A 26341-nucleotide genomic window follows, 5' to 3' on the forward strand; every position below is an offset into this window, starting at 1 on the left:
TACTGTTTAGCTATATTTAGGGTGCGGCGCACCCTTCAATTTCTAGATATGGGCGTTTTTTTCACAGTTTGTGCTTGACGGCAACGGCTCAGCAGCAGCTTACCTCAATAATCCATGCAAGGCGTGCGTCACTCTGTGGTCGACGGAGGTGTCGTGGCTCGCGCAGAAGGTTCTGACCCGCCGCCTCCTCGACCGTGCCTCGTTCAGCTTGGCTGAGAGGTCAAAGTCCATGCTGCTGCCTCCACTCCACCGGGAATGGCTGTAGAAGCCGTGCCAGCAGCACCTCTGGCCCCTGCTTTCCGTCCAGGATCGCCTCGACAATGTCGGGTGCGAGCAGCGTAAGGCGCAGGACGCGGGTCATATAGGACGGCGCGATGCCTTCACGCCGGGCCAGCTCGCCGATAGTGATAAACTCCCCCGATTCCAGCAACCGCTTCCAGCGGAAGGCGCGGGCCAGCGCCTTGACGAGGGTGCTGTCTGTCCGGCGCGGCTGCGCGGCTCCTTCCGGCAACTGGATCTCCTTCCGACCGCCGCGCTTCACGACGCGGAACGGGACGCGGAGAGTCACGGTCTCGGGGATCGGTGCACGGCGTGTCATGCTGAAACCTCGATATCGCCGGCCAGCATCTCGCGGGCCAGACCGCCAAGACCGTCCACGCGGAGGCGGACGTTGAGCCCGTCGGCGCCGATATCGACGCGTTCGACCAGCAGCGCCACGATGCGCGCCTGCTCGGCAGGGAACAACTCGTCCCACAGCGGGTCGAGCTGCTGCAGGGCCGTCCGGGCGTCGGCCTCGGTGGTTTCGTCGGCGTGGCCGCGTGCCGCCTTCCACGTTCCTGCGACGATCTCCGGCTGGCGGAACACGACGCGCAACTGGTCGATGACGGCCGCCTCGATCTCGCCCGCGGGCACGCGGCCAACCGGACAAGAACCCGCGCCATGCTTCAGCACCGTCTGGCTGACATAGTAGCGGTAGAGCTTATCGCCCTTGCGGGTGTGGGTCGGTGAGAAGGCCGCACCATCGGGACCGAAGAGAATCCCCTTCAGCAACGCGGGCGTCTCGGCGCGGGTGCGCGCGGCGCGCTTGCGGGGGCTCTCCTGCAGGATGGCATGGACGCGGTCCCACGTCTCGCGGTCGATGATGGCGTCGTGCTCGCCGGGATAGCTATCGCCCTTGTGCACCGCCTCGCCGATATAAGCGCGGTTGTTCAGCATCCGGTAGAGGTATTTCTTGTCGATCCGGTTGCCGCGCGGCGTGAGGATGCCGCGCTTGCCCACCTCCCGCGCCATTTCCGTCCCCGAGCCGATTTCGAGGAAGCGCGCGAAGATCCAGCGGACATGCTCGGCATGCTCGTCGTCAATCACCAGCTTCCGATTCTCGACGCGGTAGCCGTAGGGCGGCACCCCGCCCATCCACATGCCCTTCTTCCGGCTGGCGGCGACCTTGTCCCGGATGCGTTCGGCCGTGACCTCCCGCTCGAACTGGGCGAAGGACAGCAGGATGTTCAGCGTCAGCCGCCCCATGGATGTGGTCGTGTTGAACGCCTGCGTGACTGAGACGAAGGTGACCTCGTTGCGGTCAAACACCTCGACCAGCTTGGCGAAGTCGGCCAGCGAGCGGCTGAGCCGGTCGATCTTGTAGACCACCACCACGTCAACCAGCCCGTCCTCGATGTCTTCCAGCAGCCGCTGCAGGCCGGGGCGTAGGAGCGTGCCGCCGGACAGGCCGCCATCGTCATACTGATCGCGGACCTGCACCCAACCCTCGGAGCGCTGGGAGGCCACGAACGCTTCGCAGGCCTCCCGCTGGGCATGGAGGCTGTTGAACTCCTGTTCCAGCCCTTCCTCGGAGGATTTGCGCGTGTAGATCGCGCAGCGCTGTTTGCGGACGATTGGTTTTGTCACGACCGTGCCCTCCTGCTTTTCAACCCGAAGAACACCCAGCCGTTCCAGCGCGTGCCGGTGATGGCGCGGGCGATGGCCGACAGCGATTTGTAGGGCCGCCCCTGCCATTCGAACCCGTCCGCCGTGACGGTGACGACGTGCTCGACACCCTGCCATTCGCGCAGCAGCCGTGTGCCCGTGATGGGTTTCAGGTCAGCGCGGATGCGGCTCTTCTTGCGATCGCCGCCGTCCAGCTGTTCACCGAGGGCTTCGAGCCGCTTCACCGTTTCCGGCTTCAGCCCGCCATAGGCAAGTTCCTGGATGCGGTAGGCCAGTCGGCTTTCGAGGTAACGCCGGTTGAAAGGCGGCGGCTCGCTGTCGAACAACTCGCGCCATTGCTGTTTCAGGCCAGGCGTCGGCGTGGTCTTCAGCGCCGCCAGGCGCGCCGGGATGGGATCGTGTTTGGTCATGCTGTTTCCTCGTGAGTCGGAGTTGCATGAACGCTCTGGTCGGCCGGATAGTGTAGGCGAATTTCTCCAGTATCCGCATATGGTTGCCCGCGGTCTCGCATGCGCAACCGAACCAGCCCAAGGGCCAGCATAGCGCACAGCTCGGCGCGGCGCTCGGCGGGGGGCATCTGGTGAGGAGGCAGCGGGTTCGAGCCCAGCCGCGGGTATGTCGGCGCGTTTCGCATGGGGACAACGCTATCGGTGCCGCCTCCGAAAACAATCCGATTCAAGGACTTGAGGGGGTTGTGCGTAAGCCCGCGCAGTCGATGGAAACTGGGTGTGCGGGTAGCTGCAGTGCTCCGAGAGCCGTCACCACTTGGCGTGAATGATGCTGTGAATAATTTGAGGTTGTTTATGTAAAACGACCCTGCTATTCTCTGTGAAAACAAGCGAGGCCCGATCATGCCGATTCCTAGCGAAGCCACCGTGCGTCCCATCCTTGACGACATCCGCGAACAGGTCGTCTCCGCGATCCAAGAGGCGTGGAAGGACTGGCTGGCCAGCGATTTCAACGGCGTCTGGCGTTGCAAACGCAGCCGTGCGAATTTTGTCTGGGAGCAGATCATCGAGCGCGCGAACAAAGCCCTGCTGGAACACGATGCCGTCCACATGATCCATGGCCAAGAAACGATAAAGTTTCTCGTTCGGGACACGGTGCTGTTTCGGTTCAAGAAGGCAGATGAGATGGGCCGCTCGTCGAATGTCGCCACGCAACTGGCGCTCGCTTTTCACGACCATGGCCAAGATTTGTTCGACCTGCCAGAGGTGCAGCGCGTCGAGGTCGTCTACAAGCTGAATCGCCTCGAAACGCAGCTCGAAGACATTTGCGTGGTCGCCCGCAATGGCGATCAGATTGCTTGGGAGTACAGCCTTCTGGATGCGGGCGAGGCCGCGGTTCCATTACCGATGCCCGCGCCGAAACCCGAGCGTCCTGCCACGGCCATCGTCAAACTCAAGGGCGCCGCGGACGACCGCAAGAAGCGTCAAGACTGATGCCTACCGGTTTCAATCAGGACCTGCTGCGGATAGCGCGGCAGGCGCGGGGGTGGAGTCAGACAGAACTTTCCACGCGCTCAGGGGTTTCTCAGGCCAATCTGTCGAAACTCGAAAACGGGCTGATCGGCCCTACCGAAGACGTTTTGAAAAGCGTCAGCGAAGCCTTGGGTTTTCCGGTCGATTTCTTCTTCCAGAACGACCGGGTCATTGGTCTGCCGATGAGCGTGCAATACCGGAAGCGGGCGAGCGTTGGGCAGAAGGCGATTGAGCGCCTGGAAGCCGAACTCAACATCAGGATCCTGCACATCCGAAGACTGCTCGATGCCGCCGAGCTGGAGCCGGAGTTGTCCCTTCCGCGTCTGGATGTCGACGAGTACGGCGGCGACCCCGAACGTATCGCCGATCTCATCAGGCGCACCTGGCTCGTACCTTCGGGGCCGATCCGGGAGCTTGTCGAATGGGTGGAACGAGCGGGGTGTATAGTCGTCCATTGCGACTTCGCCGCGCTAAAGGTCGATGGTTTCACGGTCCAGATACCGGACATGCCGCCATGCATCTTTCTGAATCGCAACATGCCCGCAGATCGGCAGCGGTTCAGTCTCGCGCACGAACTCGGGCATGTCGTTATGCATCAGGTGCCATCACCGGAAATGGAAGATGAGGCGAACGAATTTGCAGCGGCGCTGCTCTTGCCGGCACGAGATATCCGCCCCCAACTCGCCGGGCGGCGCCTCACGATCCAGAGGCTCGCTGCCTTGAAGCCTGTCTGGCGCGTGTCGATGGCTGCGCTTCTTTATCGCGCCAAAGTGATTGGCGCGATTACCGACAACCAGAATCAGTATCTCTGGCGACAGATGAGCTCTCTGGGCTACCGCAAAACGGAGCCGCCTGAACTTGATCTAAAGGCCGAAATGCCCACTGTCCTCCCGGAGATTATCAGGCTTCATGTAGAGGACCTTGGCTACGAAGTATCCGATCTCGCCCAAGCGCTCCGATCAAGCGAAAACGATCTGCGCAAGCTTCATCCGCTTTCCGAAACCACTCAGCGACTACGAGTGGTGAAGTAGACGCGATGGAACGGCTGCCGGTGTACAGCACGAAAGTCACGTCAAATCTCCCTTGCAAACCAGCGGATACGTCCAATGATATGGACCTCGTCGGCGGTCCGCTCGTACGGATTGTAGAAGCTGTTGTCGGAAATCACCTGCACCGCCGGTGGGTCGCTGTTCGGGATGTGCTCGAGCCGCTTGGCAACCAGCCCCATGCCGTCGTCCAGCACGAAGATGCCCGGCGGATTGGGCGCGCGGCGCGCCATGTCCACGAGCACTGTGTCCCCGTCGAGCAGCGTCGGCGCCATGCTGTCGCCTTCCACATGCATGATCCGCAGCTGGGAGGGGATGGCCTTCAGATTGTGGCGAATCCAGGATCGCCGGAAATGATAGGCGCGGTCGGCGCAGTCGGACTGGGCCTCCACGACGGCGCCGCCGCCCATGGACGGGCGCGGGCTGGCATGCGCGATGGACACGAACACCTCGTCGGGGCTTTCGATAAAGGGAGACGTCCCCTCGACCTCGCCGATTCCGTGGATCAGCCAGTCGCGGTCGACCTTGAGCACTGTGGCGACCTCGCCAAGCTTTTCAATGCTGGGGCGCGTCGAGCGTCCGCGAAGAATGTCGTAGACGAAGGAGCGGTTGACGCCGGCCATCTCGGCGACATGGGCGGGGCTCAGCCCAAGCTGGTACGCCCGGGCCCGGAGACGGTCGGCAAGAGTATGATGCACGGCCATGTTATCCCCAACACGATGTGGATTTAAAAGGATAAAACAGGATTGATCGGGTGCCGTCAAGCAGATAAGAACATAAGGTAAACATCCTATAGTGGAATCGGCGGAAGGGCAGGGAATGCATATCGAGAAGTTGTATTTCACGCTCCCCGAGATTCTCGACCGCTGGCGGATCACCGAAGCCGACCTCATCTACCTTGCCGAGAACGATCAGCTAAGGCTCTCCGTGCGCGTCTTCGACGTGCCGATCGAGTTCGGTGGCATCGAGGAGTCGCCTGAGGACGAGGCGTTCCGGGTGCCGTGGGAACAGACCCGCTTCAGCGGGCTGCTGGATCTGCATGCCTGTGATGTCTTTCAGCTTTTCCGATGCGGTGAGATCCACTCGAGCGCGTTCCGGACGCCCCGTGCCGACTATGCCAGAACCTTCGGCGATGCAGATCCTGTCTTCGTGCTGATCGGTGATTTGCTGCTAACACGCGAGGAACGCGATCGTTTCGAGATCGCGACCGGCTTTGCTGAGGGCGGAGCGCAGGCCGAGGCGCCCACCTTCATCCATTCGGCCGACTACCAGGAGGTGCGCTGCAACGGCGACCGCTTCAAGCTCGGGCCGATCCAGGCCGAGGTCGTCCGCGCGCTCCACGCGGCGGCTTTGGCGGGCGAGCCCTGGCAGAATGGCAAGGTCATCCTCTGCGGCGCCGGTTCGAAGAGCTTGCGCATGGCTGACGTCTTCAAGTCCCAGGCGAACTGGCGACGACTCATCCGCTCGGATCGCCGCGGCGGTTACCGCCTCGCCGTCGACTGAATCGCGCCGACCCCACGTCTGGTGGGGGATCGCGAAGGGGATGGGCGGGGGATGGTGGGGGATGCGATCCCCGCGGTCACGTCTCCGCCCTTATCCTGCAAGGGCTTTCTGATCCCCCGCCGTATCCCCCGCCAGTCCTGACGACATCCCACATCGCAATTGGGCAATATCCTCTCAACGACGCATGAGAGGAGACATCGAGGATGCAAAGGCATTGTTTGAATCAGAAGGAGCTGGCCCGGCGCTGGGGGATTTCACACAGGACGCTGGAGCGCTGGCGCTACACGGGTCAGGGGCCCGTTTTTCTCAAGCTGGGTGGGCGAGTGCTCTACCGGCTGGCCGATGTCGAGACCTTCGAGCAGAGCCAGCTTCAGCTTGCCCTGACGATCCGCAATGCAATCGCACGGGCTGAGCGATCGTCGCGACGGCTCACAGCCGATCCGGCGCGCGCCGCAAATCAGACCGCCGCCGTCCGGGGCGCGCATCGGGCATGCTGATGATGGCCGCGACCCATGACGAACGGCGGGCGGCCAAGCCGCGCCTCACCGACATCGACCTCTATGCCTGGATTGCGCAGGCCGAGGCCGGTGATGCCCTGATCTATCACTGCGGCTTTCTCGTGGTCGATGCGGATATAGCGATCTCGACGCTGCCTGCAGACCAGCGAAAGGTTCTTCGCGGCGTGGCTGATGCTGCGTTTCGGGCCGCCGAACAGGGCCTCGTGCACCTGGTGCAGGAGCGGCTGGGCACCGACCGCTTCGCCTACATCGCCATCGCCCGGCCCAGGCCGAAGGCCGCCGCCGCGTCGCTGTCCTCGCTGCTCCTCGAGGCGCAGGCAGCGTGACACCTCCATCCATCCAGACCCAACCCACAGATCAAGGAGGCACATTCATGCCATTTCCAGAAAACACCCCGAGCGTGAATGACATGCTCAACATGCCGACCGGCGAATTGGCGCAGATGCCGGTCGAGTTGCTGGCAGGCTTGCAGGCGGAGCTCGCGCATGCGGCCAAGCAGCTGAAATCAGCCACAGTCCGTTTCAATACAGCGCTGGAGGTGCGCTATGCCGCCCGCGCGGCTGAGGCGCGTCACGCTTGTGGCAAAGACACGGGCACGGTGCGACTGGCAGATGGCGATTACACGGTCGTGGCCGACCTGCCCAAGCGTGTCGACTGGGACCAGGAAAAACTGGCGCAGATCGCCCGGAACATTGCTGACAGCGGTGAAGACCCGTCCGAGTTCATCGACACCACGCTGAAGGTCAGTGAACGCAAATACGGTGCGCTGCCGGAGGCCTGGCGCAAGGGGTTCGAGCCCGCGCGCACGGTGAAGGTCGGTACGCTCAAGGTCACCCTTGAGGCGGGAGATGCGGCATGACCGGCGCGCTTCCTATCATCACCGCCGACCAGCGGCTGGCGGAAATCCGCGGCATCAAGGGCGTGATCTTCGGCCCCTCGGGGATCGGCAAGACATCGCTGCTCTGGACGCTGAAAAACGCGACCACGCTGTTTTTCGATCTCGAGGCCGGGGATCTGGCCATCGAAGGGCTGGGCGTGGATGTGATCCGCCCGCGAACATGGGCGGAATGCCGGGATTTCGCGGTGTTCATCGGCGGGCCCAATCCGGCGCTGCGCGCCGACCAGCCCTACAGCCAGGCGCATTTTGACGCGGTCTGCGCCAAGTTCGGCGATCCGGCCGTGCTGGAAAAGTACGACACGGTGTTCATCGACTCGATCACCGTGGCGGGGCGGCTGTGCTTTGGCTGGTGCAAGGGCCAACCCGAGGCCCATTCGGAAAAGACCGGCAAACCGGATGTGCGCGGCGCGTATGGCCTGCACGGCCGCGAGATGATCGCCTGGCTCACGCATCTGCAGCACACGCGGGCGAAGAACGTCTGGTTCGTCGGCATCCTCGACCAGAAGCTCGACGACTTCAATCGCAGGGTTTTCCAGCCGCAGATCGACGGCAGCAAGACCGGGCTCGAGCTGCCGGGCATCGTCGACCAGGTCATCACCATGGCCGAGTTCAAGGCCGAGGATAACACCCTTCAGCGCGGCTTTGTCTGCCAGACGCTGAATCCCTGGGGCTATCCGGCCAAGGACCGGTCGGGGCGGCTCGACATGCTCGAGGCGCCCCATCTGGGGCAGCTGATGGAGAAGATCCGCGGCCCGCTCCTCCCCGATGACCGGCGGCTGACCTACCAGGCCCCCGAACTTCCGGCGCCACCAAAGGCGCAGGCAACCACCAACTCCAACACTTCAAGCTGAAAAGGACGACCCCCATGTCTCTCTGGAACGATTTCAACGACGCGCAGTCCAACGCCAACGTCATCCCCAAGGGCACACTGGCCAAGGTGCGCTTGGGTCTACGCCCGGGCGGGTTCGACGATCCTGCGCAGGGCTGGACCGGCGGCTATGCCAAGCGGGCCGCCACGGGTGCAGTCTACCTCGATGCCGAATACACGGTGCTTGAGGGGCCCTATGCCAAGCGCAAGATCTGGTCGCTAATCGGGCTCTACAGCCCCAACGGGCCGAACTGGGCCAATATGGGCCGCAGCCTGGTGCGAGGCATGCTGAACTCGTCGCGCGGGATTTCCGACAAGGACAACTCGCCCGAGGCGCAGGCAGCGCGGCGCATCAACGGGTTTGCCGATCTCGACGGGATCGAGTTCATCGCCCGGATCGATGTCGGCAAGGACTCGAGCGGGGAAGAGCGCAACGAGATCAAGAGCGCGGTCATGCCCGATCACCGCGATTACGCGCAGCTCATGGGCCATGGCGCCGCGCCGATGGCTTCGGGCACGGCATATACGCCGCAATCTGCGCCGCCGGCACCCCAACCCCAGACGGCGGCACAGCTCCAAGGCGCGCCCGCGCAGCATGGACAGTACGACCAGACGCCTGCCGGGCCCGGCTTTTCCGGCCGCCCGAGCTGGGCCGAGTGAGGGGAACCGCCATGCGCCTTCGTCCCCGTCAGAAACTCTTTGTCGAGCGCAGCCTGTCTGCGCTAGGCCCCCGCGATAACACGCTCGGGATCGCGCCAACCGGTGCGGGCAAGACGATCATGCTCTCGGCGGTCACCGGCGAAAGGATTGGCGACAGCGCCGCCAAGGCCTGCGTGCTCGCGCATCGCGATGAGCTGACCGCGCAGAACCGTGAGAAGTTCGCTCGGGTCAACCCGGACGTGACCACCTCGGTGCTGGATGCCAGCACCAAGTCCTGGGCTGGCCAGGTCACCTTCGCCATGGTGCCCACGCTGGCTCGCGAGGCCAATCTGGCCGCCATGCCCAGGCTGGACCTGCTGGTCATCGACGAGGCGCATCACGCCGCCGCCGCCAGCTACCGGCGCATCATCGACCGCGTCCGGGATGCCAACCCGGACGCCCGGATCTTCGGGGTGACGGCCACGCCCAATCGAGGAGATCGCAAGGGGCTGCGCGCGGTCTTCGACAATGTCGCCGACCAGGTGAGGCTGGGCGAGCTGATTGCCTCGGGCCACCTGGTGCCGCCGCGCACCTTCGTCATCGATGTGGGCGTGCAGGAGGAACTGAAAGCCGTCCGCCAGACCGCGTCGGATTTCGACATGGGCGAGGTGGCCGAGATCATGGATCGCGCGCCGATCACCGAGGAAGTGGTGCGCCACTGGCGCGAGAAGGCCGGGGACAGACAAACGGTCGTGTTCTGCTCCACCGTGGCGCATGCCGCGCATGTGGCTGAGGCCTTCAACGCGGCTGACATCCCCACCGGCCTGATCCATGGCGATCTGCCGGGTGAGGAGCGCCGCAAAATACTGGCCGCCTTCGAGAAGGGCGACATCCGCGTCATCACCAACGTGGCCGTGCTCACCGAGGGCTGGGACCACCCGCCGACCTCCTGTGTCGTGCTGCTGCGCCCGTCTTCCTACAAATCCACCATGATCCAGATGGTCGGGCGAGGCCTGCGCACGGTCGATCCGGAGGAACATCCCGGTGTGGTCAAGACCGATTGCGTGGTGCTGGATTTTGGCACGTCCAGTCTGACGCATGGCACGCTGGAACAGGATGTCGATCTCGACGGCAAGTCCGGGACCTGCGAGGCGCCATCCAAGACCTGTCCCGCCTGCCAGGCCGAGATACCGCTGGCTGCGCGGGAGTGTCCGATCTGTGGCGAGGCGCTGGTCGACCCGGACGAGGACGTAAGCGAGAGCCTGGAAGGGACACTTGGCGGGGCGCTGTCCGGCTTCCTGATGACCGAAGTCGATCTGTTGAAGCGGTCCAGCTTCGAGTGGGTGGATCTCTTCGGCACCGAGGACGCGCTGCTGGCCACCGGCTTTTCTGCCTGGGGCGGTGTCTTCTGGCTCGACGTGCTGTGGTACGCCATCGGCGGTGCGCGCGGTGCGCAGCCCCAACTGCTGGGCGTCGGCGAGAGATCCGTGTGTCTGGCACAAGCCGACGACTGGCTCAATGATCATGAAAGCGACGAGAGCGCCTTCAAGACACGCGGCTGGCTGACCCAGCCTGCCACCGAAAAGCAGCTGCAATATCTCTCGCCTGAGGCGCGCAGCGACTATGGCCTCACGCGCTACAAGGCGTCGGCGCTCATGACCTTCGGGTTCAACAAGCGCGCGATCCGCGGGCTGATCCTGAGCGCGGCCCCGACCGCGCGGGAGGCTGCGTGAGCCATGTCGCGCAAATCTCATACCCGCCCGCAGAGGCTGCGGACCCATCGGGCCGTGATCGGCTCTGGCACTCGCGCGGCGCGCTCTGCGCCGTCTGCACCTCCCGCACCCGCGGCTTTGGCTGGTTCGATCCCCACCAACCCCGCGCAAAGCGCACATACCGCTGGTTCTGCTCGATGCCGTGCCAGTCGGCCTTCACCCGTAAAGCATCGAGAGGACTGAGCATGGTCGATTTGACCGAAGAAGAGCACATGGCGATCTTGGGCAGCCTCAAGCCCGTGGCGCGACAGATGGAGACCTATGGCTGGGAAACCCGTCTGTCGGAGCTCACGGAAGTGCAGGTGCTTTGGCTGATCGAAACTGCGGTGCAGGAATTTCGTGAAGCCATGGCTGAGATCGCCGCGAAGTCGGAGATCCCGTTCTGATGCTGGACTACAACCATCGCCCCAGCTTCGCCGAGCGGGTCAACGAGACCATTGATGCGGCCCTGACCGCCGAGAATGCGGCAAGAACGCCCCGTGACTACCTCGGCGGCTCTCGCCTTGGGCAGGCTTGCGAACGCGCGCTGCAATTCGAGTTCACGGCCACGCCCAAGGACGAAGGCCAAGAGTTTTCGGGCCAGCTTCTGCGCATCTTCGCCATCGGCCATGTGCTCGAGGATCTGGCGGTCGCCTGGCTGCGGGCGGCCGGGTTCGATCTCTACACTCGCAAGGGCAACCGCCCCGATGGCGGCCAATTCGGCTTCTCGATCGCGGGCGGGCGTATCCGCGGCCATGTCGATGGCATCGTTGCCGCCGGACCCGAAGGCTTTGGTCTCGCCGTTCCCGCGCTCTGGGAATGCAAGACCATGAACGCGAAGAACTGGCGCGCCTGCGTCAAGGACGGTGTGACCAAATCCAAGCCCGTCTATGCCGCCCAGATCGCGGTCTACCAGGCGTATATGGAGCCCTCGGTGCCCGGCATTTCCGCCGCGCCCGCGGTCTTCACCGCGATCAACAAGGACACGGCCGAGCTGCACCACGAGCAGGTGCCTTTCGATGCCGCGCTTGCGCAGCGCATGTCCGATCGCGGGGTGCGCATTCTGCAAGCCACGGATGCGGGTGAATTGCTGCCGCGCGTCGCGCAAAATCGCGACTTCTTCGAGTGCCGCTTCTGCCCGTGGGCGGAGCGCTGTTGGGGGGGGAGCGGCGTCTCTGGAAACGGTGAGGCGGAGCAGGAAAGGCGCCAGTGGCGCGATTCCCCGCCGAACGGGGAGCGTTTCAGCCGCGAACGGGCGGAGCCCTCGCCATGAGCGACACTCCCGAGGATCCGCCCGAGACAGGCGACATGCGGAAGGAGGCCGACATGGCGCAGGATGACGACCGCCAAAATGAGAGCGATAAGGACTGCGACGAGGGCGCGCCCAAGGAAAACCTGGTTCATTTCAACCCCTGGCGCGATTTCAACGACGCGGCCCCCGAGATCGATGTGTTCGGCGACGAGCCTGACCCTGAGCAGATCGCGCAGTTCATGGAGGTGGTGTTCGGCTACTCGGAGGGGCTGATCCCGGTGCGCAGCTTCATCGACAAGGGCCAGGGCATCGATGGACGCCCGCACAACATCTGGATCGATGCCGATGACGCCGTGGCCGACAAGATGGCCACCTTCGCGACATGGGCCGCGCGCGAGGGCGCGGCGGTCTATGTAATCCCCGGCACCGTGGCCGAGCCCGGCCAGGCCCGCGCGGCGGAAATCCTGCAGATGCAGACTGTGGTGGTTGATCTCGATACCGGCGATATCGCAGCCAAACGCGCCCATCTCGAACGCCACCTTGGCGCGCCCACCATGGTCGTGGAAAGCGGCGGGGTGACGCCCGAGGGCCAGCGCAAGGCCCATGTCTGGTGGAAGCTGACCGAGCCCGCCGAGGGCAGCGACATAGCCCGCGTGACCCGCCTGCGCGGCGGCATCGCGGCCAAGGCCGGCGGCGACATGCATTTCCGCTCGGCGCACCAGCCGATCCGGGTGGCGGGCTCGGTCTATTACAAAAACAACCTCAAGACGCAGGTGCGCATCGTCGAGATGAACGCCGATCATGAGCGCGATCTGGCCGAGTTCATCGAGGCCGTCACCGAAATGCCGCCTGCGCCGGGCGTGTCGCTGCAGCCCGAGTTCGCCCATCCCGACAAACCCGCCGTCGACGAGGTGCTGGTCACCCCGGTGCGCGAGGGCGCCGCCGATGACTGGTCGCGCTTCGAAGGAGCCTCGGCCGCGATCGGCCATTTCATCCGCATGGTCCATGAGGGCCGCCTGTCGAAGGACGCGGGCTGGGAAGGTATCTGCGGCTACAACGCGGCCATGCTGCGCCCTGAGTGGTCCGTGGAACGGCTCAAACGCGAGTCCGAGCGGCTGTGGGCGCTGCATGTCGAGAAGAATGGCCCCCCGCTGGTGCGGCTCGACAGCGGCGCGCCGTCACCGGACGAGCTGCCCGCCTTCAGCCTCGGCGCGCTGCTCGACGACACCAGCCCGATGCCCGCGGATATCATCGCCCCGCGCGTGCTCACGCCCGGTGGTCTGCTGGTGCTGGGCGGCGCGCCCAAGGTCGGCAAGAGCGATCTGCTGATCTCCTGGCTTGTGCACATGGCCGCCGGTCAGCCGTTCCTCGGCTTCACGCCGCCGCGCCCGTTGCGCATCTTCTATCTGCAAGCCGAGATCCAGTACCACTACCTGCGCGAGCGCCTGCGCCAGATCGCCCTGCCGCCCGAGATACTCGCCGCGGCGCGCGACACATTCGTGGCCACGCCAAAACTGAAGCTGCTGCTCGACGACGAGGGCAGCGTGCAGGCCGCGCGCGCGATCCAGACCGCCTTTCCGGAGGCACCGCCGGACATCATTTGCGTCGACCCGATCCGCAACCTCTTCGATGGCGGCCCCGACGGCGGCGGCGAGAACGACAACACCGCCGTGATGTTTTTCCTCAAGCACCGGGTGGAGGTGCTGCGCGATCATATCGATCCCGAGTGTGGGGTGATCCTCGTCCACCACACGCGCAAGCTTTCCAAGCACCAGGTCAAGGAGGATCCGTTTCTGGCCCTGTCGGGCGCCAGCGCGCTGCGCGGCTTTTACACAACCGGCCTGATCCTGCACCGCCCCGACGAGGATGCGTCGGAGCGCAAGCTAGAGATCGAGTTGCGCAATGGCCCGGCGCTCGAGCCCAAGCTCATCGACAAGCGCGGCGGCGAATGGGTCGAGATCAACCCGATGAACGAGCGGCTGGTTCGGGCGGAGGCCGGTGCCAAACACGACGCTGAGCGGGATCGAAAGGGTGGTGTGATCGTCCATCTTGTCAGCGAGCAGGCTGAACAGGGAAAGATGTTCACGCTGAGCCAGTTCGCGGCCAAGTTCGAGAACAAGGGCAGCCTCGGCGGCCAGACAAGCATCCGCGAACGCCTGCATGTGCTTGCCACCAAGGGCTACGTGAAGTTCGTGCGAGGTGAACAGGTCAGGGAGCTCGGTCTCAAGCGGGACCGATCCAAGTTCGGATATCTCTGCGTCAGGGACATGCGACTTCGCACCGACCGGGAATTGGTCGACAGCGAGACCGGTGAGGTGAGCCCGGCCTTCGTCCGGGTGCTTCCGTCCGACTACATGTGCCCGCAATCCGGAGCTCTCTTGCCGGTCGAGAACCCGGAAGTCTGGGTCGATCAGGACGGGGATGACACATGAATCCGGCATCCGAAACGCGCCTGTTCCAGAACACGGAAGATCCGTGTTCTGGCCAGAACACAGCCCGTGTTCTGGAGCGCCGTGTTCTGCGTTCTGGAATTCTAAAAGCGAAATCAACGGGTTGCGCCAGAACGCAGAACACAGACCGCTGCATTCCATTTGCTCATCCGCGTTCTGGAATTTCCGATTTAGTTTCAGGCTCTTACGCCAGAACGCAGAACACGGAATTTTCTACCCTAAGGGGTAGGTGTCCTCCCCGCTCAAGGCGGGGGAGGCCACCACCTACCCCTGGACGATTTCTTGGGCCGCAGTCTTGCCCTGAGAACCATCCGACGACGGCGGCCGGTACCGCCAAGCATCAACCGCCGTCGTCTTCCACCCGAGCAGCCCACCAGAAGAGGAGACCACTCATGGCTGATACGACTCTCGCCAGCGCCGCAGCCGGCGCAACCCCCGAAACGCACATCCCGTCCGCGGCCGATCGCACCATCCTCGCCCTTGATCTGGGCACCACCACCGGCTGGGCCATTCGTGGCTATGATGGCCTGATCACCAGCGGCACTGCCAGCTTCAAGCCTGGCCGCTACGACGGTGGCGGCATGCGCTACCTGCGGTTCACCAACTGGCTGACGGAACTCGACCAGTTGTCAGGGCCGATCGCCACCATCTGGTTTGAGGAAGTCCGGCGGCACGCAGGGACCGACGCCAGCCACGTCTACGGAGGGCTCATGGCCACGCTGACCGCGTGGGCGGAACTGCGTGGCGTGCCGTACGAGGGCGTGCCCGTCGGCACCATCAAGCGCCACGCTACCGGCAAGGGCAACGCCAACAAGCAGGCGATGATCGACGCGGCGCGCAGCCGCGGGTTCTCGCCCGCTGACGACAACGAGGCCGATGCCATCGCCATCCTGCTCTGGGCCATCGAAACGCAGGGAGGTGTGGCATGAGCGGCATGCGGTTCGCCCCGAAGGGGTATGGCGGCCACCGCCGCGACCCCGAGCAGGTCAAGCGCGACGGCTGGCATGAGCAGCACATGCTGGCGGTCTCGCTCGATGACCATCGGCTCACCTGGCCAGAGCGGGAACTGGTGCGGCAGCTTGGCGAGCGTCTGTACGGCAAGCTCCCCGCCGTCCGGGAGGTGCGCCATGACTGACTGGACCACAGGGCGCGTACAGGACCGGCTGGAGCTCGCGGCGGACGTGTTTGCACAATTGCCCGCGGTGAAGCCCACCGGGTATTTCAACGCCTGGCCCGAGTATCTCCACAGCTTCGCCGATCACGTGGGCCAGGAGCCCGAGATGAAACGTCCGCGACCCAGCGCGCGCATGATCACGCAGGCCGAAGAGGCCATGCTCTGGCTGCGTTGGCTGGAGAAGGGCGACGCCCGGATCGTCTGGCTGCGCGCCAACCGCAAGCCCTGGAAGAAGATCACCTGGGAGATCGGGTTGAGCCGCCCGGCGGCCAATCGCCACTGGCAATACGGCGTCGCGTTGATCACCTGGCGGCTCAATGGGCGCGTGCCGTCGTCGAAGCGATCGCGGCGCTTCGTGGTCGAGAACGCCGACCGGCTGTCAAGGAAAATCATCCTGTGAGGGAATTTTCGGAGAGACATCCGAGAGGGTTTCACGGATCGGCTTTGAGGCCTACAAACAGGGTATGATCGCACGAGACGTGACCGGCGGGATGATGGCTTGCACCGCTGGATTCCGGGATCCAGCCGCACGCCAGTTCGGCGGGCAGACGAGGTTGAAAGGCGAGACAGCTCGAAACAGAGCAAACACCCACCGCTTGACCGGAAAAACTGTCTCCGCCCAGCCGCAAATCTTGGGTTGTACGGTTCCTTTTCGGGCCGAAACGTATGCTGGGGGGCGAGGCGCGCAATTTCGCTAGCGTCAGAGCGGTTTTTTTGGGAGTCCACCCCGGTCGGGGTCCACCCCTGAAACCAGAAATAACCACGCAATAACAGACGCTTGGAAGGTGGACTCCGGGTGGATACCTGAGCCGTGGGAGTCCACTGGATTCCGCGCCGGTGGAGTCCACCCCGGCGCTTGCTGCCGACCGCGGTGATGCCCGTCGCGTCCGACGCCGCCGAACTGCACTCATCGACAACCAGGAGAGCAACCCCATGTTATCTGCCGTCACTCGCAACCCTCCGGCACATCTGGTAGCCGGGCCGGCAGGGATTGCCAGAGAGATCGTGCATGCGCGTGGAGCCACAGACCGAGCCCAATCAGATTTCCCGCGGGATCCTCACGATCTGCGCGGGCGTGGCGTTTCTGGTGGCGAACGACGCCATCGTCAAGGTGCTCACGGACCGCTACGACCCGGTGCAGATCATCTTCCTGCGCAACCTGATCGCGGTGCCGATGATCGCCGCGGCAGTGCTGATCCTGCGGGGACCGCATGCCCTGCGTACGCGGCACCTTGGGCTGCACGCGGCACGTGGGCTGCTGATGCTGCTCGGCGCCTATCTCTATTTCATCAGTCTGAGCTTCATGCCGCTGGCCGAGGCGACGACGCTGATCTTCTCGGCCCCGATTTTCATCACAGCGCTTTCGGTGCCGCTGCTGGGCGAGGCGGTGGGCTGGCGGCGCTGGGGGGCTGTCCTGCTGGGCTTCGTCGGCGTGCTGATCGTGGTGCAGCCGGGCGCGGCCGGGTTCCAGGCGGCGTCGCTGCTGCCGGTGGGGGCGGCGCTCCTCTATGCGCTGTTCATGATTTCCGCTCGATGGATCAGTCCGGGCGAGGGTCTCTGGACGATGATGCTGTTCGTCGCGCTGTTCCCGATGATCTACGCCGCGCCCTTCGCGCTGTGGGCCTGGTCGCCGATACAGGCCGGCGACCTGTGGCTGTTCGTCGCCATCGCGATTCTGGGGAGCCTCGGGATAACGCTGATCGGACAGGCGTTCCGACTGGCGCCAGCCGCGGTGGTCGCACCTTTCGACTATACGGCGCTGATCTGGGCCACGCTACTGGGTTGGCTGATCTGGGGCGACCTGCTGGCCTTCTGGACCATCGTGGGAGCCCTGATCATCGTTATGAGCGGCATCATCATCGTCCTGCGGGAGGCCGCTTCGCCACGGTGAGCGGCTGCGTGCAAGGCGGAGGGCTGGGGCAATGACCCTCGCTTTCGCCCCCGAGCGGATCAAGCAGTGGCCCCTTGCCGAGCTCCAGCCATATGCCAAGAACGCCAAGCAGCACGGCGCGGATCAGGTTGCCAAGCTTGCCGCCAGCATGGCCGAATTCGGCTGGACCGTGCCCTGCCTCGTCGCCGAGGACGGCGAACTGATCGCGGGCCACGGCCGCGTGCTGGCCGCGACGCAGCTGGGGCTGACCGAAGCGCCGGTCATCGTGCTGGGCCACCTGACCGAGGCGCAGCGGCGGGCGTATCGGATCGCAGACAATAAACTCACCGAACTTGGTACCTGGGACGAGGCGCTGCTGTCTGCGGAACTCAACGAGTTGCTGGCCGAGGATTTCGACCTGTCGCTCGTGGGGTTTTCCGACGGTGAACTGGACAAGCTGCTGGCCTATGTCGCGGACAGCGACGAGGAGGCGGGCGGCGACGGTGGCTCCGCGCCGCCGGTGGTCATCCCCGAACCGCCGCGCAATCCGGCGTCGCGCACCGGCGATCTGTGGATTCTCGGCGATCACCGGCTGCTCTGCGGCGACAGCACATCCCACGAGGATGTCCGCCGCCTGATGAATGGCGAGCGCGCGGTGCTGTTCGCGACCGACCCGCCCTATCTGGTGGATTACGACGGCTCGAACCATCCGACGCGCAATAAGGACTGGTCGCAAAGCTACGGCAATACCTGGGACGACAGTTCGCAGGGCGCGGAGCTCTACGACGGGTTCATTTCCGCGGCTGTGGCCGAGGCGATCACCGAGGATGCCGCGTGGTATTGCTGGCACGCCTCGCGCCGCCAGGCGATGCTGGAGGCCTGCTGGGAAAAGGCCGGGGCCTTCGTGCATCAGCAGATCATCTGGGTGAAGGACCGCGGCGTCCTGACCCGGTCGCATTACCTCTGGAAACACGAGCCCTGCTTCATGGGCTGGCGCAGGCCGAACCGCCCGCCGAAGGTGGCCGAGCAGACGCTGCCCTCGACCTGGGAGATGCCCAGCTTCACAAAGGACGAGCGCCCGGACCACCCGACGCCGAAACCGCTCGACGCGTTCGGCATCCCGATGCGCCAGCACGTGGCGCGCGGCGGTGTTTGCTACGAGCCGTTCGCTGGTTCCGGCTCGCAGATCATGGCGGGCGAGGCCAATGGCCGCCGCGTCTTTGCGATGGAGATCAGCCCGGCTTATGTCGATGTCGCCGTGGAGCGCTGGCACGCGGAGACGGGCGGGGACGCAATCCTCGACGGCGATGGCCGGACCTTCGCGCAGGTGAGAGCCGAGCGGCTGGGCAACGACGCCGAAGCCGCTGCGTGATGGCGGACTACTACAACGATGCCGATCCCGCGGCCTGCGCATGGCTGCGGGAACTGATCGCGGTCGGGCTCTTGCCTGCTGGCGACGTGGACGAGCGCTCCACTCTCGAGGTGGAGCCCGACGATGCAGGAACAACTTGAGGTGTCGCATCGCCAGGCTAGGCGAGCCGAAGGTCTGGAATTACTTTCGCTTCCCTACCACTGCACCAATCGACACGCCGATAAGCCCAAAGGCTATTACGATCACGAAGTCCAATATCCACGCAACGAAAAGAGCAGGAATCCAGCCGAGCCCCAACCCGAGGAAAAAGCCGAACTGCCCCATGGCGTAAATCCAGCCGATAAAGAAAATGATGACGCCGATGATGGTCAATTTAGTGCCCTTCCTGCCCATTTACTCTGTGAGCGATTAGTTTTCGGAAGGCTTGCAGATAAGCCTTGAGAATGTCTTGAAGCGAGGCCTCTGTAACGCCATGAGAGATGTTGACGTCAAATCGCAACGCATAGCCATCGTTTAAAGTCAGTAATGGACCTATTGTCTCATGCGCATTCCAGTGTCCGGCAGCTGTTGCAAATCCTGCATAAGGGTAACCAACCTCCCCATACAGGGTCAGTGTTTCACCGGCATGATCGAGGAAGATATTGAACGCATAGGCGCCATCCTCGATTTCGACCTTTATGGCTTTGGTCAATCCCTTAAAGTTTTCTGTAGATGCTTTGGGGTAAATGCCGCGAACGACAAATAGGATTTCATTTAGATTGGATGAGATAATCGTTGTTTCGCCCATTACATCCTCACCACGTCAGATTCTGACAGGCTCATTTCGGTCAGGAATTTTGGCAGGAAAGCGACCCAAATTTCTGCGAGACGATGAAGCGTCTTCGCAGGAAGCCCGCCGGAAATGAAGCAGTGATGCTTCAGAATGGCCATATTGCCTTCGGGAGAATATGTGAATGTCATGTAGGATTTCTTGGTGTTCCACTTCAGGATGTCCATGTCGGTCCATCCGTCACCAAGCTTGACGGCGGACAGGAAAGTCAGAACACGCCCATCTGATGTGAGTATGAAGGCAGAGGTTCCACGACGAACCCTGTAGCGCTGCATGGGCGTGTCACCCATCATTCGCTCTTCCATGGGCTCCACTGCAAAGCCTTGGGCACGCAAGAAACTTGCGGCGTCATCGAGGGAAAATACAATTGAAGGCTTTTGTCGAAAAAACTTCGATAAGACCATGAGAAACACAAAACTCCTTATGTTGCCGAGTCGCTCTTTCGTCGGACGCGCGAAGCTCGAACTTTCCAAGACAGTGCGCACAATCCTGCGACGCCCACAAGCCTTTGCAGTCGTTGAGTAAAGGCATGAAGCAGTCCCGCCTCATGTCGCTGGCCGAATCCGTCGCCAACGTGGTCGTCGGCTACGGCGTTGCCGTCGTCACGCAGATCCTGATCTTCCCGGTCTTCGGGCTGCACACGACGCTGGCGCAGAACCTGAAGATGGGCGCCATCTTCACCGTCGTGTCGATCGCGCGTTCCTTCGCCCTGCGGCGGCTGTTCGAGGCGATCCGGGTGAGAAATTAGGGATCTACAACCTGCGACGTCGGCACACCGCGCCGGATTGCTGCCTGCTGGAGTCGAGGCCACGTCGCGTCTGAGATCGGCGTAACGATGTAGCCGTGATCAACGTCGCCCAGCAATGCCGAATGGGCAGCGGGGCCCGCTCGCCAGTAGACACCAATCAGCGCGCAGAGGGCAGCATCAAGCTTGTCCTGATCGGACTTCCGAGGTTGAGCGGCGTTGCGCATCAGATGGGCCCATTCGGCAAGGCCCAGCACATTGAAACGCTCGGCTGAACGCTCGACCACGCGGGCCACCGCCTGCCAATCTTCCAAGCGGAATTTCTTCCGGTTCTGCGGATTGTACTTCGGAGCACGGAGCCGCTGAGCAAAGCCGTCGTCGAGCGCGGGAAGAGCCAGCGCGGGGAATACTTCGATAAGGAAGTGGCCAGCAGACGCAGTCCGCGCCTGAATAGGATCCTCTGTCGCGTCGAGACCGGAAATGAAAGACCAAATCGGCGAGTCGTCGCAGAACATGCCGATCTTGCTGCGGTTGGCTGGCTGAACGCCACCGCCGACAAAAGAAACGAGGGACGCAGCGACTTTGTCCACCGGGCGGCTGCCCGCGGCATTGGGCACGACCGTGGGCTGATCAAGTGCAACGAGGCTGACGGCGAAAGCCTTGCGGAGCTCGTCGATAAAAATGAGAGCCTGCGCGAACGAGACCAGCCGCGGTTCGTGGAACTGGACTTGGCCGTGGTCATCAAACGCCACGGCACAGATCGCGCCCGGCGCCTTCGGGGCATCGGTCCACGCCGAGTCGAAACCGAAAATGACCGTGCTGCTTTGCGGGTTCACGAATTCCATGTGGTCCTCCGCAAAGCAGCATAGTCAAAGGATGCAAGAAATGCAGTCGCTTACTTGTTTAGCTTGTACACCCTTCCGCGGCCCTCGACCTTCTCGGAGGTAACTTCGAGGCTGAGCTTCTTCTTCAGCGCTCCGGACATGGCGCCTCTGACGGTGTGCGGCTGCCATCTCGTTTCGGCGACAATCTCGTCGATGGTCGCGCCGCCCTCGGCGCGGAGCATCTCGATCAGCGCGTCCTGCTTGGTCCCGCTGCGGCGGCGCACGGGCTGCGGTGTGGCCTCGGGCTCCGGCTGGTCGTCGTCCTGCGCGTCGGGCGCGTCCGATATCCCGAGGGTTTTGTAGGCCAGCGGGGTGGCGCACAGGGTGATCGGTCCGCGCTCTTCATCGTGCCGCCAGACGGTGTTCAGATCGGTCGCTTCAATCTCTTCGACCAACCCATGCTTCAGGAGGCTCTTGCAGACATTGCCGACGGCGCCGCCCTTGAGGCTGGTGGTGACGGGAAACACGGCTCCATCGTCGCGCGCGCAGGCGGCGGACAGGATGACGGATTGGGCGTCGGATAGCTGGATCTGGGTCATGGATGGGCTCCGGTTTGCGAGCAACGCGGGATGCGATGCCTTCTACCGAGACAAGCCGGCCACATGGGCGGGCTGGCCGTTGAGGGATGGCGCGGTTCAGTCAGCGGCTTCCATGCTGGCCATCACCGCGAAGTGCTGAACCCAGCCAGTGAGGTACGGCAGTCCCTCGGGAATGCCGTCCTCGCGCTCGGTCCGGCGGCTGATGCGCCAGTCCTGCCATGTGCGGATGGCGGATTTGAGGGCGGTCTCGCTGTCGATGCCGCAGTCCGTCATGTTGCCGATGACGTCGTCGGAGAAGTAACGGCCCATGCGGCTGTCGAGAAAGTCGCGGATGCCGATCATCTCGTCCTCGCTGTCGGCGCCGATGGTGGCGGCGATCTGGGTCGAGGCCAGTGTCCAGACCTCGGCGCTGCGGCGATCGCGCAGTGGGCAGCTGGTCAGGGTGCCGAAGAAGCCGTGGTCTTCGTTGCGGCTGGGCAGGATGGGATGCGTGGTCATGGCGTGGCTCCTTTCGCGTGTGGTGGCGAGGCCCGCGGGCCCCGCGCGTGTGGCTCAGGCGGCGCTGGCGGCTTCCAGCGTGGCGATGTGGTGGCGCAGGGTCGCGGCTTCCTCGCGGGCGGCGTCGGCCCAGAAAGCGGCGCGGGCGCTGCAAGCTTCAGCGAGACGCTCGGCGTCATGCTGCGTGAAGCGGTTGACCTTGTGCGCGCGGCCATGGCCCGTGCAGGTGGCGCAGTGCTTGTCGCCCTCGGGTGTGAGGATGAAGGTCATCGGGGCAAAGTCGTCGATCACGATCCAGTTGTGCGCGGCGATGGTCGTGCAGCCGCTGGGGGCGAGGAGGCTTTCGATCTCGTCGGCGGTGGCGCGGAAGTCGGCGATCAGGTTTGCGGCGGGGTTGGTCATGGTGTGGCTCCGTGTGGTGAGTTGCATCGTCCTTGTGGATCGAGGTTCGCTCCGGCGCGGAAGCTTATCAACTCAATAAGCACATGATTTGGAATGATAATCGGAGCGCGGGATGGACGGGCTGAGCGAACGCCAGTATGCCGCGCGCGTCGGCCTGTCGCGCGGAGCGATCCAGAAGGCCAAGGATGCCGGGCGGCTGGTGCTGCACGCTGATGGCAGCATCGACGCGGAGGCGTCCGACAAACGTCGTGCTGAAACGACCGATCCGTCGAAATCCCGCGCCGCGCCCAAGGCGCCCGCGGCGCCCAAAGCAAAGCTGAAGCCGGTCCCCGAGGCCGCCGTCAGCGCCGTGAGCGATACACTGCGCGAACAGGGCATGCCGGCGCCCGCGCCCAGTGGCGGCATGACCTACCTGCAGGCCAAGACCGCCAACGAGACGATGAAGGCGCAGGAGCGCCGCATCCGGTTGCAAAAGCTGAAAGGCGAGCTGGTCGACAAGGCGCGCGCGGAAACGCTGATCTTCCGGCTGGCGCGCGAGGAACGCGATGCCTGGGTGACCTGGCCCGCGCGCGTGGCAGCCCTCATGGCCTCGGAACTGGCAGCCGCCCTGGGAGAGGGGATCACGGTGGAGGCGGCGGTGATGCAGAAGGTTCTGGAAGCCCATGTCCGCGCCCAACTCGACAGCCTCGCCGATATCCGCAGCGGCCTTGGATGAGGGTGTCGCAGGCTTTGATGGCGCGACGGACCTGCTGCGCGCCTGGTCGCGCGGCATCCGGCCCGACCCGGACCTCACGGTGTCGGAATGGGCGGACCGGCATCGCTGGCTGTCATCGCGTGCCTCGGCGGAACCCGGGCGCTACAAGACCGCGCGCACGCCCTACATGCGCGAGATCATGGATGCGCTCTCGCCGGTCAGCCCGGTACAGCGGGTGGTGTTCATGAAGGCCGCGCAGGTTGGCGCCACGGAAGCGGGCAACTGCTTCATCGGGTTTGTCATGCACCACGCGCCGGGGCCGATGCTGGCCGTCCAGCCGACGGTAGAACTGGCCAAACGCAACTCGCGCCAGCGGATCGATCCGCTGATCGAGGAAAGCCCGGAACTGCGCGACCGGGTCAAACCGGCGCGCGCGCGCGACGCGGGCAACACGATGCTGTCCAAGGAGTTCGCGGGCGGCATCCTGATCATGACCGGGGCCAACTCGGCGGTGGGGCTGCGCTCGACCCCGGCGCGGTACCTGTTTCTCGACGAGGTCGATGCCTATCCGGCCTCGGCCGACGAGGAAGGCGATCCGGTCAGCCTGGCCGAAGCGCGCTCGCTGACCTTCGCCCATCGGCGCAAGGCGTTGTTGATCTCGACGCCCACGATCCGGGGGCTGAGCCGCATCGAGCGGGAGTTCGAGGCCAGCGACCAGCGGCGCTATCACGTGCCGTGCCCACACTGCGGATACGCGCAATGGCTGCGCTTCGAGCGGCTGCGATGGGAGAAGGGCCAACCAGACACGGCAACGTATCACTGCGAGGGTTGCGACGCCGCAATCGCCGAGCACCACAAGACGACGATGCTGGCGGCGGGCGACTGGCGCGCGACGGCAGAGTCGGAAGACCCGCACACGGTGGGGTATCACCTCTCGGCGCTCTACTCGCCGATCGGCTGGCTTTCATGGGCGCGGATTGCGCGCGCGTGGGAGGCGGCACAGGGCAATGACGAGGCCATGCGGGCGTTTCGCAACACGATCCTTGGCGAGACCTGGTTCGAGACCGGCGAGGCGCCCGACTGGCAGCGGTTGGCCGAGCGACGGGAAGACTGGAAAGCGGGCACCGTGCCTGCGGGTGGGCTGTTCCTGACCGCCGGGGCTGATGTGCAGAAGGACCGGATCGAGATCGATGTCTGGGCCTGGGGCAGGGGACTGCAAAGCTGGCTGGTCGATCATGTTGTCATCGACGGTGGTCCCGGCGATCCGGGTTGCTGGCAGACGCTGACCGACCTGCTGGGGCGGACATGGGCGCACGAGAGCGGCCAGCACCTGACCATCGCGAAGCTGGCCATCGACACCGGCTATGAGACCAGCGCCGTCTATGGCTGGGCGCGGCAGGTGGGGTTTGCGCAAGTGGCCCCGGTCAAGGGGCTCGAAGGCTTCAACCGCGCCAGCCCGGTGACGGGGCCGACCTATGTCGATGCCACCGTCGCGGGCAAGCGGCTGCGCCGCGGGGCGCGGCTGTGGTCCGTGGCGACCTCGACCTTCAAGGCCGAGACCTATCGCTTCCTGCGGCAAGAGCGGCCAACACCCGAGGAGATCACGGCCGGTGCATCGTTTCCGGCGGGAACGGTGCATCTGCCCTCATGGGCCGACGGCGAATGGCTCAAACAGCTGACGGCCGAGCAGTTGGTGACCGTGCGCACCAAGCGCGGGTTTTCGAAGCTCGAATGGCAGAAGCTGCGCGAGCGCAACGAGGCGCTGGACTGCCGGGTCTATGCCCGAGCGGCCGCGTGGATTGCCGGGGCCGACCGCTGGTCGGACGCCCGATGGCAGGAGCTGGAGCGGCAGCTGGCCGTGGAAACGAGTACGTCCACACAGGACACGCCAGCCGTCACACCCTCGCGCCCATCAGCGCGGCGGCGGACAATGCGGTCGACCTACATGGGGTGATTGGTCTGATCAGTGCAGGCAGCACTTCTTGAACTTCCTGCCGCTGCCGCAAGGGCAGGGGTCGTTGCGACCGACCGGGGCTGTCTCATGCATGAATGACTCGGTCGAGGAAGGCGTGTGGAGCACGTTTCTGGCCTTTTGCCTTTTCATTTCCTCGAAGAACGCATCGGAATAGCAGTGCCATTTCGACAATTCCTCGATGGCATCAAGGATCAGGGATTTCTGATACCGCACATTCACTGGCACACCGCCCGCTGCAGCTGAGGCCTTCAAGTCATCGAGGATATCACTTGCATCGCAGTAGTCCTTCGGGATCAGCCCGGCATCGAACACTGCGCGGATTTCATCGGCCATATCCTCAAGGCCAAGGTCAGCGATGCCATCCATCCAGCCGAGCAGCAGGTCGCTGTTCTCCTCGGAAAAACGGCGACGAAAGTTACGGAAATAATCAGCGATTTCTGTGCGCCGCTCGGGGTGCAGCTGTGTAATCAGCACCAAGCAATCCATCATTGAACTGCGCGCAAATTCATCCGCCTTTGGGTCGTCAACGAACTCGAACAGCGGTTGCAAATCACCGTCGAATGTCCCGGCCACAACGCGAAAGCTGGTCTCGGTCAGGGCATCGCCCAAAAGAAAATCAAGGCTATCGGTGGGTTGACGCAGCATTTGAAGAAGGGGGCGATAGGCGCGGGTGTCCTGCCATTCACCCAGCAGGTGAAAGATCGGAATGAGAGCAGTCACCTCGTGGTCCTTCATGGCCGAAATCGGCTGGGCGCCAAGGCGGTCGACAAGATCGATAAAGACCGGAGCCATGGTCTCGCGCTCAGTGCGCGCGGCCGCCATGGCTGCTTTGGGGAAAATATCGTCGCGCGCAAGGTCATGCATGATCTCGGACGGGGTCATCGAGTCGCTCCTGATCGTCAGTTGTTACCCCGAGTGAACCGTTTTGTCAGACCAGGTCAATCCAGATGCCAACAATCGCGGGCCTTCGCACTCGCCGCGACGCGCTTTTGGCGCACCAGCTGGCAGC

The 26341-nt window shown here is 63.9% G+C and carries 33 protein-coding genes; 21 read left to right on the plus strand and 12 right to left on the minus strand.

Features of this window, described 5'->3' with window-relative positions:
* Window positions 1–220: 220 nt before the first annotated feature.
* From BMW66_RS12505 to BMW66_RS12515, 3 genes are read right to left on the minus strand one after another with little or no spacing between them, the layout of a single operon-like run.
* Complete coding sequence (locus tag BMW66_RS12505; protein ID WP_093118990.1) at window positions 221–598, minus strand: hypothetical protein; 378 nt, start codon at window positions 596–598, stop codon at window positions 221–223.
* The gene (locus BMW66_RS12510) at window positions 595–1905 is read right to left on the minus strand and encodes a recombinase family protein (protein WP_093118992.1); all 1311 of its coding nucleotides are present in this window, start codon (window positions 1903–1905) and stop codon (window positions 595–597) included. The genes BMW66_RS12505 and BMW66_RS12510 overlap by 4 nt, the downstream gene beginning before the upstream one ends.
* Window positions 1902–2354: a DUF2924 domain-containing protein gene (locus BMW66_RS12515; protein ID WP_093118994.1), complete on the minus strand. Its 453-nt coding sequence runs from the start codon at window positions 2352–2354 to the stop codon at window positions 1902–1904. Before BMW66_RS12515 ends, BMW66_RS12510 begins: the two co-directional genes overlap by 4 nt.
* Window positions 2355–2795: 441 nt before the next feature.
* Here BMW66_RS12515 and BMW66_RS12525 point away from each other — a divergent pair, with 441 nt between their 5' ends.
* Together BMW66_RS12525 and BMW66_RS12530 are read left to right on the plus strand one after the other, a co-directional pair.
* Window positions 2796–3386 (plus strand): hypothetical protein, encoded by a 591-nt coding sequence (locus BMW66_RS12525; protein WP_093118996.1) that lies wholly within the window; start codon window positions 2796–2798, stop codon window positions 3384–3386.
* The gene (locus BMW66_RS12530; protein ID WP_093118998.1) at window positions 3386–4456 is read left to right on the plus strand and encodes a helix-turn-helix domain-containing protein; all 1071 of its coding nucleotides are present in this window, start codon (window positions 3386–3388) and stop codon (window positions 4454–4456) included. Before BMW66_RS12525 ends, BMW66_RS12530 begins: the two co-directional genes overlap by 1 nt.
* 41 nt (window positions 4457–4497) lie before the next feature.
* On the opposite strand, the gene BMW66_RS12535 is transcribed toward BMW66_RS12530, so the two are convergent.
* The gene (locus BMW66_RS12535; RefSeq protein WP_093119000.1) at window positions 4498–5175 is read right to left on the minus strand and encodes an XRE family transcriptional regulator; all 678 of its coding nucleotides are present in this window, start codon (window positions 5173–5175) and stop codon (window positions 4498–4500) included.
* A gap of 115 nt (window positions 5176–5290) precedes the next feature.
* Here BMW66_RS12535 and BMW66_RS12540 point away from each other — a divergent pair, with 115 nt between their 5' ends.
* The 16 genes from BMW66_RS12540 to BMW66_RS20350 all read left to right on the plus strand — a co-directional run bounded on the left by BMW66_RS12540 (window position 5291) and on the right by BMW66_RS20350 (window position 18906).
* On the plus strand, window positions 5291–5974 hold the full coding sequence (locus tag BMW66_RS12540) for a hypothetical protein (protein WP_093119002.1): 684 nt from the start codon (window positions 5291–5293) through the stop codon (window positions 5972–5974).
* Window positions 5975–6192: 218 nt separating this feature from the next.
* Complete coding sequence (locus BMW66_RS12545) at window positions 6193–6471, plus strand: helix-turn-helix transcriptional regulator (protein WP_245729472.1); 279 nt, start codon at window positions 6193–6195, stop codon at window positions 6469–6471.
* Complete coding sequence (locus BMW66_RS12550; protein WP_175483237.1) at window positions 6465–6818, plus strand: hypothetical protein; 354 nt, start codon at window positions 6465–6467, stop codon at window positions 6816–6818. The genes BMW66_RS12545 and BMW66_RS12550 overlap by 7 nt, the downstream gene beginning before the upstream one ends.
* A 47-nt stretch (window positions 6819–6865) precedes the next feature.
* A complete protein-coding gene (locus tag BMW66_RS12555; protein WP_093119006.1) occupies window positions 6866–7351 on the plus strand; it encodes a hypothetical protein in 486 nt (161 codons plus the stop codon).
* Window positions 7348–8241 carry an ATP-binding protein gene (locus tag BMW66_RS12560; protein WP_093119008.1) on the plus strand — a complete coding sequence of 298 codons (894 nt, stop codon included), beginning with the start codon at window positions 7348–7350 and terminating at the stop codon, window positions 8239–8241. Before BMW66_RS12555 ends, BMW66_RS12560 begins: the two co-directional genes overlap by 4 nt.
* A 14-nt stretch (window positions 8242–8255) precedes the next feature.
* Window positions 8256–8918 (plus strand): hypothetical protein, encoded by a 663-nt coding sequence (locus BMW66_RS12565; protein WP_245729473.1) that lies wholly within the window; start codon window positions 8256–8258, stop codon window positions 8916–8918.
* 11 nt (window positions 8919–8929) lie between these two features.
* Entirely contained in the window at window positions 8930–10630 is a 1701-nt protein-coding gene (locus tag BMW66_RS12570) for a DEAD/DEAH box helicase (RefSeq protein ID WP_093119010.1), read from the plus strand.
* 224 nt (window positions 10631–10854) lie between these two features.
* Complete coding sequence (locus BMW66_RS12575) at window positions 10855–11055, plus strand: DUF6511 domain-containing protein (RefSeq protein ID WP_093119011.1); 201 nt, start codon at window positions 10855–10857, stop codon at window positions 11053–11055.
* Window positions 11055–11921, plus strand: coding sequence for a hypothetical protein (locus tag BMW66_RS12580; RefSeq protein ID WP_245729474.1), 867 nt, complete (start codon window positions 11055–11057; stop codon window positions 11919–11921). The genes BMW66_RS12575 and BMW66_RS12580 overlap by 1 nt, the downstream gene beginning before the upstream one ends.
* Before the next feature lie 53 nt (window positions 11922–11974).
* Window positions 11975–14332 (plus strand): AAA family ATPase, encoded by a 2358-nt coding sequence (locus tag BMW66_RS12585; protein ID WP_093119115.1) that lies wholly within the window; start codon window positions 11975–11977, stop codon window positions 14330–14332.
* A gap of 410 nt (window positions 14333–14742) precedes the next feature.
* A complete protein-coding gene (locus tag BMW66_RS12590; protein ID WP_175483238.1) occupies window positions 14743–15279 on the plus strand; it encodes a crossover junction endodeoxyribonuclease RuvC in 537 nt (178 codons plus the stop codon).
* A complete protein-coding gene (locus BMW66_RS12595) occupies window positions 15276–15485 on the plus strand; it encodes a hypothetical protein (RefSeq protein WP_425441325.1) in 210 nt (69 codons plus the stop codon). Before BMW66_RS12590 ends, BMW66_RS12595 begins: the two co-directional genes overlap by 4 nt.
* Window positions 15478–15924 (plus strand): DUF6362 family protein, encoded by a 447-nt coding sequence (locus tag BMW66_RS12600; protein ID WP_093119012.1) that lies wholly within the window; start codon window positions 15478–15480, stop codon window positions 15922–15924. Before BMW66_RS12595 ends, BMW66_RS12600 begins: the two co-directional genes overlap by 8 nt.
* A gap of 609 nt (window positions 15925–16533) precedes the next feature.
* On the plus strand, window positions 16534–17415 hold the full coding sequence (locus BMW66_RS12605; protein WP_093119013.1) for a DMT family transporter: 882 nt from the start codon (window positions 16534–16536) through the stop codon (window positions 17413–17415).
* A gap of 31 nt (window positions 17416–17446) precedes the next feature.
* Entirely contained in the window at window positions 17447–18766 is a 1320-nt protein-coding gene (locus BMW66_RS12610; RefSeq protein ID WP_093119014.1) for a site-specific DNA-methyltransferase, read from the plus strand.
* Entirely contained in the window at window positions 18766–18906 is a 141-nt protein-coding gene (locus BMW66_RS20350; protein WP_175483239.1) for a hypothetical protein, read from the plus strand. The genes BMW66_RS12610 and BMW66_RS20350 overlap by 1 nt, the downstream gene beginning before the upstream one ends.
* Window positions 18907–18946: 40 nt before the next feature.
* Here the strand turns inward: BMW66_RS20350 and BMW66_RS12615 are convergent, their stop codons facing one another.
* From BMW66_RS12615 to BMW66_RS12625, 3 genes are read right to left on the minus strand one after another with little or no spacing between them, the layout of a single operon-like run.
* Window positions 18947–19138, minus strand: a complete 192-nt coding sequence (locus BMW66_RS12615; protein ID WP_093119016.1) for a hypothetical protein — start codon at window positions 19136–19138, stop codon at window positions 18947–18949.
* A gap of 1 nt (window position 19139) precedes the next feature.
* Window positions 19140–19553 carry a hypothetical protein gene (locus BMW66_RS12620; RefSeq protein ID WP_093119018.1) on the minus strand — a complete coding sequence of 138 codons (414 nt, stop codon included), beginning with the start codon at window positions 19551–19553 and terminating at the stop codon, window positions 19140–19142.
* Window positions 19553–20008 (minus strand): hypothetical protein, encoded by a 456-nt coding sequence (locus BMW66_RS12625; RefSeq protein WP_139196175.1) that lies wholly within the window; start codon window positions 20006–20008, stop codon window positions 19553–19555. Before BMW66_RS12625 ends, BMW66_RS12620 begins: the two co-directional genes overlap by 1 nt.
* A 116-nt stretch (window positions 20009–20124) precedes the next feature.
* On the opposite strand from BMW66_RS12625, the gene BMW66_RS12630 reads away from it, so the two are divergent.
* Window positions 20125–20343: a DUF7220 family protein gene (locus BMW66_RS12630; protein ID WP_093119022.1), complete on the plus strand. Its 219-nt coding sequence runs from the start codon at window positions 20125–20127 to the stop codon at window positions 20341–20343.
* Here the strand turns inward: BMW66_RS12630 and BMW66_RS12635 are convergent.
* From BMW66_RS12635 to BMW66_RS12650, 4 genes are all read right to left on the minus strand, one after another.
* Window positions 20340–21185, minus strand: coding sequence for a DUF429 domain-containing protein (locus BMW66_RS12635; RefSeq protein ID WP_093119024.1), 846 nt, complete (start codon window positions 21183–21185; stop codon window positions 20340–20342). The two genes, BMW66_RS12630 and BMW66_RS12635, sit on opposite strands and share 4 nt — an antisense overlap.
* 50 nt (window positions 21186–21235) lie before the next feature.
* Window positions 21236–21763 carry a DUF3489 domain-containing protein gene (locus BMW66_RS12640; protein ID WP_093119026.1) on the minus strand — a complete coding sequence of 176 codons (528 nt, stop codon included), beginning with the start codon at window positions 21761–21763 and terminating at the stop codon, window positions 21236–21238.
* A 96-nt stretch (window positions 21764–21859) separates the two neighbouring features.
* Complete coding sequence (locus tag BMW66_RS12645; protein WP_093119028.1) at window positions 21860–22261, minus strand: hypothetical protein; 402 nt, start codon at window positions 22259–22261, stop codon at window positions 21860–21862.
* A gap of 54 nt (window positions 22262–22315) precedes the next feature.
* The gene (locus BMW66_RS12650) at window positions 22316–22663 is read right to left on the minus strand and encodes a hypothetical protein (RefSeq protein WP_093119030.1); all 348 of its coding nucleotides are present in this window, start codon (window positions 22661–22663) and stop codon (window positions 22316–22318) included.
* 112 nt (window positions 22664–22775) lie between these two features.
* On the opposite strand from BMW66_RS12650, the gene BMW66_RS12655 reads away from it, so the two are divergent.
* Both BMW66_RS12655 and BMW66_RS12660 read left to right on the plus strand, forming a co-directional pair.
* On the plus strand, window positions 22776–23378 hold the full coding sequence (locus BMW66_RS12655) for a hypothetical protein (protein ID WP_093119032.1): 603 nt from the start codon (window positions 22776–22778) through the stop codon (window positions 23376–23378).
* Window positions 23326–25311, plus strand: a complete 1986-nt coding sequence (locus BMW66_RS12660) for a phage terminase large subunit family protein (protein ID WP_175483240.1) — start codon at window positions 23326–23328, stop codon at window positions 25309–25311. Before BMW66_RS12655 ends, BMW66_RS12660 begins: the two co-directional genes overlap by 53 nt.
* Window positions 25312–25320: 9 nt before the next feature.
* On the opposite strand, the gene BMW66_RS12665 is transcribed toward BMW66_RS12660, so the two are convergent.
* Window positions 25321–26214 carry a DUF1186 domain-containing protein gene (locus BMW66_RS12665; protein WP_093119119.1) on the minus strand — a complete coding sequence of 298 codons (894 nt, stop codon included), beginning with the start codon at window positions 26212–26214 and terminating at the stop codon, window positions 25321–25323.
* Window positions 26215–26341 lie beyond the last annotated feature (127 nt).

Origin of the sequence: Salinihabitans flavidus (assembly GCF_900110425.1) — a bacterium.
GTDB lineage: Bacteria > Pseudomonadota > Alphaproteobacteria > Rhodobacterales > Rhodobacteraceae > Salinihabitans > Salinihabitans flavidus.